Annotated in this window: 6 protein-coding genes, 1 tRNA gene and 1 other annotated feature; all 7 genes read right to left on the reverse strand. The window is 40.5% G+C overall.

Annotation, left to right across the window (positions count from 1 at the left end; translation table 11 throughout):
- Window positions 1-187 precede the first annotated feature (187 nt).
- A complete protein-coding gene (gene ilvN / locus AC1Q59_RS18690) occupies window positions 188-706 on the reverse strand; it encodes an acetolactate synthase small subunit (RefSeq protein WP_492367375.1) in 519 nt (172 codons plus the stop codon).
- Complete coding sequence (gene ilvB / locus AC1Q59_RS18695) at window positions 703-2,418, reverse strand: acetolactate synthase large subunit (protein WP_492367376.1); 1,716 nt, start codon at window positions 2,416-2,418, stop codon at window positions 703-705. The genes ilvN and ilvB overlap by 4 nt, the downstream gene beginning before the upstream one ends.
- Before the next feature lie 78 nt (window positions 2,419-2,496).
- Window positions 2,497-2,757 (reverse strand) — a binding site (T-box leader).
- 402 nt (window positions 2,758-3,159) lie between these two features.
- Window positions 3,160-3,236 (reverse strand) — tRNA-Arg (locus AC1Q59_RS18700).
- Window positions 3,237-3,396: 160 nt separating this feature from the next.
- Window positions 3,397-3,912 (reverse strand): metallophosphoesterase family protein, encoded by a 516-nt coding sequence (locus AC1Q59_RS18705; RefSeq protein WP_492367377.1) that lies wholly within the window; start codon window positions 3,910-3,912, stop codon window positions 3,397-3,399.
- The gene (locus tag AC1Q59_RS18710) at window positions 3,909-4,514 is read right to left on the reverse strand and encodes an XTP/dITP diphosphatase (RefSeq protein ID WP_492367378.1); all 606 of its coding nucleotides are present in this window, start codon (window positions 4,512-4,514) and stop codon (window positions 3,909-3,911) included. Before AC1Q59_RS18710 ends, AC1Q59_RS18705 begins: the two co-directional genes overlap by 4 nt.
- Window positions 4,514-5,284: a ribonuclease PH gene (gene rph, locus AC1Q59_RS18715; protein WP_492367379.1), complete on the reverse strand. Its 771-nt coding sequence runs from the start codon at window positions 5,282-5,284 to the stop codon at window positions 4,514-4,516. The genes AC1Q59_RS18710 and rph overlap by 1 nt, the downstream gene beginning before the upstream one ends.
- 90 nt (window positions 5,285-5,374) lie before the next feature.
- On the reverse strand, window positions 5,375-6,442 hold the full coding sequence (locus AC1Q59_RS18720; protein WP_492367380.1) for a GerMN domain-containing protein: 1,068 nt from the start codon (window positions 6,440-6,442) through the stop codon (window positions 5,375-5,377).
- Window positions 6,443-6,748: the final 306 nt, after the last annotated feature.

Below are 6,748 nucleotides of genomic sequence, written 5' to 3' on the forward strand. Positions count from 1 at the left end.
CTGGTTCCAATTTTATTGTGATTTTTATTGTGTTTTTTAATTGTGTTTTTGTTATGACCCGTTGATTTCCGCTCCAGGCGCTTCGCTTTCCGGGGGGCGTTTTGCGAGCCTCCAGGAGTCTTCGCGCCTTCCGCTCCAATCAACTAAGTGGTTAAAATTAATATTAAGCTTTAAGACAGCTTAGTTATTAAACGATTGAAAATGTCTTTGCTTCTTTAGTGGTTCTTTGGGTTCCTCGCGGAAAAGCTGTTGTTCCTGTTCTTGCAAGTTCCTTTATGCCATAAGGCTTAATCAGTTCAATAAAGGCTTCAATTTTATCTGACTCCCCAGTAATCTGGATAACCAGACTGTCTTTGCCTACGTCAATTACTGATGCTCTGAATGGTTCTATGAGAGAATAAATTTCATTTCTTGTCGAAGGTGTTGAGAGCACCTTGATTAATGCCAATTCTCTAGCAACAATTGCTTGTTCACTGATATCGATAACCTTTATGACATCAATTTGTTTGTTAAGCTGTTTCGTAACCTGCTCGGTTTCTCTGTCACTTTCAACATGGATGACACATGTGATTCTTGAAATTCCTTCTTGCTCTGTCAAGCCAACTGAAATGCTTTCAATATTGTAATTTCTTTTGGTAAATAAATTTGTAATTCTATTCAAAACACCGGGACGATTTAATACCGTCAGGCTAATTGTTCTTTTCATGGTTTAACACCTACCATTTCATGCAATCCTTTTCCGGCTGCAACCATTGGATAAACCAGTTCACCAGGATCAATTCTGAAATCCAGCAGGACTGGTTCGCGGCTAGTTAGTACTTCAGGCAATAATTCCTTAGCTTCGTCCTCAGAATTAATCAAATATCCTTTAATGTCATAGGCCTCAGCCAGTTTTACAAAGTCTGGCTGTGCTGGAATTAGGCTGTGTGCGTAGCGTTCCTTGTAGAATAGCTCCTGCCACTGCCGAACCATTCCTAGTGCTTTGTTGTTAAAAATAGCAATCTTGATTGGGAGATTTAGTTCTCTTATTACGGAAAGCTCCTGCGGGTTCATTTGAAAGCCGCCGTCACCCAAAATTGCTACAACGCATGCATCTGGATCAGCGATCTGCGCCCCGATACTTGCAGGAAGACCAAATCCCATTGTTCCAAGTCCTCCTGAGGTTACCCATCTATCCGCATCGTTAAAACGATAGTATTGTGCTGCCCACATCTGGTGCTGGCCTACATCTGTAACGACAATTGCTTTTCCTTCAGTTATTTCATAGATCATTTCCATAGTTTTTTGCGGTTTAAGCATTTCAGATGTCTCATAATGGTATGGGTATTCTTCATTCCAGCTCTTTATAGTAGCTAACCAGTTCTCAGAAGCTGGCCGCTTTCCATTTTGTGCAATTAATTCTTTTAATGCTTCTTTGGCATCTGCAACAATCGGAATGGCTGTTGGAACATTCTTTCCGATCTCTGCCGGATCAATATCAACATGAGCAACAGTTGCATTAGGAGCAAAGTGCTCTAAGTTTCCAGTAAGTCTGTCATCAAATCTTGCTCCAAAGTTAATGAGCAAATCACATTCAGTTAAACCCATATTTGCTGCGTAGCAGCCGTGCATTCCAGCTAAGCCAACAAATAATTCATGATTTGCCGGAAATCCTCCTAAACCAAGAAGTGTATGAATGACAGGAATCTGCTGCTGTTCAGCGTATTCCTTTAATTCCTGGGAAGCCTTTGCATGCAGTACACCTGCGCCTGCTAGAATTACCGGCTTTTTCGCTCCGCTTACTGCTTCAGTAAGCTTTCTGATTTGCAAGTAATTCGGCTGAAGTGTTGGCTGATAACCAGGTAAATATATTTCTTGTTCAACAGGAGGTTTTGAAACTGATGATGCAATATCTTTTGGAATATCGATCAGAACAGGTCCAGGTCTGCCGCTTGATGCAATATAGAATGCTTCTTTGACAATCCGAGGAATATCTTCAATATTTCTAATTTGATAGTTATATTTAGTAATTGGTGTAGTAATTCCTAGAACATCAGCTTCCTGAAATGCATCTGATCCAATGACACCTGTTGCTACCTGCCCAGTAAAGACAACTAGAGGCAGTGAATCCATCATGGCGTCTGTCAATCCTGTAACAATATTTGTTGCACCAGGACCGGATGTTGCTATGACAACACCAGGCTTTCCAGAAATTCTGGCATAACCCTCAGCGGCATGAATTCCTCCTTGCTCATGTCTTGGCAGCACATGAAGAATCTTTGAATCATATAACTTGTCATAAATAGGAAGAACCGCTCCTCCTGGATATCCAAAAATGACTTCTACCTTTTCCTTTTCCAAGGCTTCTAATAACAGATCTGCACCAGTGACTAAATTGTCCTTAGCCTTTGATTCTGTTACGGCAGCTTCCTGCAACATTTCGATAAAAACCTCCTCTTGATCCCTTTTAATTCAAAATAAAAAGCCCTTCCATCCCTAAACCCACTTTAACTAGGTATAAGGGATGGAAAGGCTTGATTAACCTATTCCACGGTACCACCCTAAATTCACGCCTTTTAGCGTGCACTCAGTGAACAGTGTAAGACACCATTCGTTTTGGTAACGGGTGACTGACACCCGACCGGCTCTACTTGATTTCACGTTCAAGCCGATGCTCCGAGGTGAGTTCATTTTATGGAGGAAATACCGGTTCACAGCAAGCCCGGCTCTCTGAAAATTCCTTACCTTAAAACTACTTGTCCTCTTCAGCGCTTTTTGTTATTAATTAATGCTTTCAATGGTTAAACTCTAAGATAAAAAAAATAATTTTTATACTAGTTATAATTTTATAAGAAGTAAGTTTTAAATATTTTTTAATATTTAGGTTTCTTATATTGAGACTTATCTTACGCCCATTTTCCAAAAGAGTCAACACCCTTTTACATAATTATTTGATAATTTCTATTAATGGAATAAATTGAATCCGCTTACAATGCTGATATCCATATGTTTGCATGTTTTTTAAAAATTTTTATCTTTTTTATGGTCCGTGAGAGATAAGAAAATAGCTCTAGATCGAAAAATAAAATTAGGAGAAAATAAACAGCTGAAAGAAATAAAAAAACTCACTATAAATAGTGAGTTAGTTGGCAGAATATGTATAAAACTAATATGTGTAAGTGGCGTCCCAGGAGAGATTCGAACTCCCGACCGTACGCTTAGAAGGCGTATGCTCTATCCGGCTGAGCTACTGGGACATGATTGTAAATAAATTTTTATTGTGCCCACTCATGCATGCTTAGCTTTGGGGGGCTTTTTTGTCACAAGTGTTTATCAAGGACAATATTTATTATATTAGGAGACCTTTTAAAAGTCAACACTAATTTTTTAAAATTTTATGGGGAGCATTTGCTCCCCCTACACTGCAAAAGAAAAGCTGTGTGAAAGGTCATTTATTTTTCCTTCCTCCACATCATAGACATGCAAAATGCCTTCGCGATCATTTAATTCTAAAATAACATAGGTTCTTTCCTTCCGGCCTCTAGGAAGTCTGATGCTTCCTGGATTAATAAATAGAATCCCATCTATCATCTCAGCCCCCAGTATATGAGAATGGCCAAAACAAACAATATCTGCTGCTAATTCTTTTGCACGATAGGAAAGACTCATTATGGATGATTTAACCCCATATTTGTGTCCATGGGTAACCAGCATTTTTCTCCCCGCTGCCTCTAGCAGGAGATCCTCGGGGAATTTACTCTCAAAATCACAATTTCCTCTTACAGTAGCAAATCCTGATAGATTTTCATTATCTGCTGAAAGCTCGGAATCTCCGCAATGAATAAACTGGCTGACTTCATGCTCATGCTTATTTCTAATTGACAATAATTCCTCTGTTAACCCATGGCTATCACTTAAAATAAGTATCTTCATGCTTTCTTACCCTCAGGCAAAATAGCTGGGAGCACATTATCCAATTGGCGAAGGGCCTTGCCTCTGTGACTGATTTTTGCTTTTTCCTCAGGCTCTAATTGTGCCATTGTTTTTCCTTTCTCTGGGACAAAAAAAATAGGGTCATAGCCAAAACCATTCAACCCTCTTTTCTCTCTCAAAATAACCCCTTCACAAGCGCCTGAAACAGTCACAGTTTTTTGGCCTGGGATAGCAATAGCCAAAGCACAATAAAACCTTGCTTGACGGTCAGGAACATCGTGAAGCTCAGCCAGCACCTTTTGGATGTTTGCCTCATCATTTTTTTCCTCTCCCGCATACCTGGCTGAATAAACACCAGGTCTTCCATCGAGCCCATCAACTATTAATCCGGAATCATCCGATATCACCATTTTATTTAAATGTGCTGAAACAGCTTCCGCTTTTAACACAGCATTTTCTTCAAAGGTGCTCCCTGTTTCAGCTATTTCTTCTATTTCGGGAAAGTCTAATAAAGTCTTTACCACAAAGCCATACGGTTTAAACATCATTTCAAATTCCCTTGTCTTACCGCTGTTTTTCGTTGCGATAATCACTTCGCGCATTATTTGTTCCCCACTTTGTTCTCAGCTCTTGCAGCAATTTTATTAGTAATGCTTTCACCAAGAGCCTCTTTTTGAATGGAAATTATTTTCCCCAACCCATCTTGTGCTGCATTCAATAAATCTTGCAGTTCACTGTAGGAAAAGGTCGCTTCTTCTCCTGTTCCCTGCAATTCGACAAAATCGCCGCTTCCTGTCATAACCACATTCATATCAACTAATGCACTGGAATCCTCGATGTAATTTAAATCAACTGCGACTTGCTTTTGATCTATAATTCCGACACTGGTAGCTGCCAGAAAATCTTTAACCGGGTAGGCAGTAAGTTTTTTGCTTAAACTCAGCTTATCAAGAGCCATCGTCATTGCGACAAACGCACCCGTAATAGAGGCGGTTCTTGTTCCGCCGTCAGCCTGTATAACATCACAATCCACCCAGATCGTTCTTTCACCTATTGCCTCCAGATCAACGACAGCGCGAAGAGCTCGTCCAATTAGGCGCTGTATTTCCATCGTCCGTCCAGAAATTTTCCCTTTGGCTGCTTCCCTTATATTTCTTTGTTCTGTCGCCCTTGGGAGCATGGAATATTCTGCAGTAATCCAGCCTTTTCCTTGTCCTCTCATAAAGGGAGGCACCCGTTCATCAATACTGGCAGTACAAATCACCTTTGTATCACCAACGGCAATTAGAACAGAGCCCTCAGGGTGTTTTAAATAATTGGTTTCAATATGTATTGGTCTCAATTGAAGAAGTTCACGACCATCTGAACGCATTTTTAAAGATTCCTCCTTTACCATACAAAAAGAGGAGGCATTAGCTGCCACCTCCACAATGTCTTTATATAGTATATCAAAAAACTTTTTTTAGAAACTACCTGTGTTTACTTTTTCTGGTCGGGTAACAGGCTCAGACAGTTTTTCGCCTGATTCATCAACTAGTTCAGACTCTCCATTTACAGTCACAGCCACACTTTCAATGCCTTTTTGTTCTGTCATTGAAAGAACAAGGGTATTCAATAAATGCTTAGAAATGATTTTTTCTTCGAAGCTGCTGACAACTGCCTCGTTAAAGTTTAAGGTTACTTTGCCATTTTCAATCTTAGGTTCATCAATAAGTTTAACTTCTGGAAGAAACTCGCTTGCAAGGTTTGACGCCATACCAGGGCCTTTTACAAGCTCATTGACGACGGCCTGCAGGTTGTCTGTCTTTTTAGAAACCCGTTTTGTCACTGGCACATAGTAATAAGATCCCTCTTCACCGCCTACATAATAAACAGTTACAGGCTTAGTATTACTAATATCAACTGTATCCGTTGTGTCAATATTAATGCCATTTGCTCTGCTGAAATTTTTGCCAATTGGTGTCCCATTAACCGGCATTTCATTGAGTTCATGGCCATTCAAAGTAAACTTCACTTTTTCTACAGAATCAAACTGCGTCAAAGTCCAGGTTACAGCTTCAAGAATTTTCATTTCGTCCTCTGCCTGATAATCCTTAAATTCCTTTGAAAAATCAACCGTAGCCACTTTATCCTTGATATTCACTGAAAGCTTCGTATCGGCCGGAAGAACAGCTCTAAAGCCATTTGGCAGCATTTCAGAGACTGGACCGCCTGCGACAAGGTATTCAAGTGCTTGAGTTGCCACCGATTCAGTCTTTGGCAGCGCCAATGTCTGAGGCACTACGAGTCCGTCTTTGTTAATTAAATATAGTTCTGTCTGAATTGTTTCGGTAACAGCCTTTTCATCAGCTGCCTCCTTTTCAGTGCCTGCTGTTTCCTCAGACACCGTTTGGGCTTCATCGGTATAAGACACTGTTTTTGGCGGATCTATCTTTGCCTTTTCCCCCCCGCCAAATAGTCCGCACCCTGATAATAGAACTGACGAAACAAGCACCGCAGAAATCACTGTTGTTTTTTTATTTATGGACATATAATCCCCTCCAAAGACAGTTTGTACTATCATGTATACGAGCCTGTTTGTAATTTAGACCGCCACTGAGAAAAAAAATGGACAATTTCATTTATTTTTTTGCTGATATCCCCTCAAATAATAAGGCTGTGTTAAAGCATAATTTTAATTTCAACCGCTAAGTTGATTGGATCGGAAGGCGCGTAGACTCCTGGGGGATCAGCGTTGAAGTGAGACCCCGCAGGAGCGCTCGCTCCGAGGAGGCTCGCAAAACGCCCCCCGGAAAGTGAAGCGCCTGGAGAGGAAATCAACGGCCAAATTTAACAG

Source organism: Cytobacillus sp. MT66, from assembly GCF_058792595.1.

Excerpts from the sequence above, each read along its gene's own strand:
- ilvN (WP_492367375.1), bottom strand. The coding sequence starts at position 706 with ATGAAAAGAACAATTAGCCTGACGGTATTAAATCGTCCCGGTGTTTTG.
- ilvB (WP_492367376.1), bottom strand. The coding sequence starts at position 2,418 with ATGTTGCAGGAAGCTGCCGTAACAGAATCAAAGGCTAAGGACAATTTA.
- AC1Q59_RS18705 (WP_492367377.1), bottom strand. The coding sequence starts at position 3,912 with ATGAAGATACTTATTTTAAGTGATAGCCATGGGTTAACAGAGGAATTA.
- AC1Q59_RS18710 (WP_492367378.1), bottom strand. The coding sequence starts at position 4,514 with ATGCGCGAAGTGATTATCGCAACGAAAAACAGCGGTAAGACAAGGGAA.
- rph (WP_492367379.1), bottom strand. The coding sequence starts at position 5,284 with ATGCGTTCAGATGGTCGTGAACTTCTTCAATTGAGACCAATACATATT.
- AC1Q59_RS18720 (WP_492367380.1), bottom strand. The coding sequence starts at position 6,442 with ATGTCCATAAATAAAAAAACAACAGTGATTTCTGCGGTGCTTGTTTCG.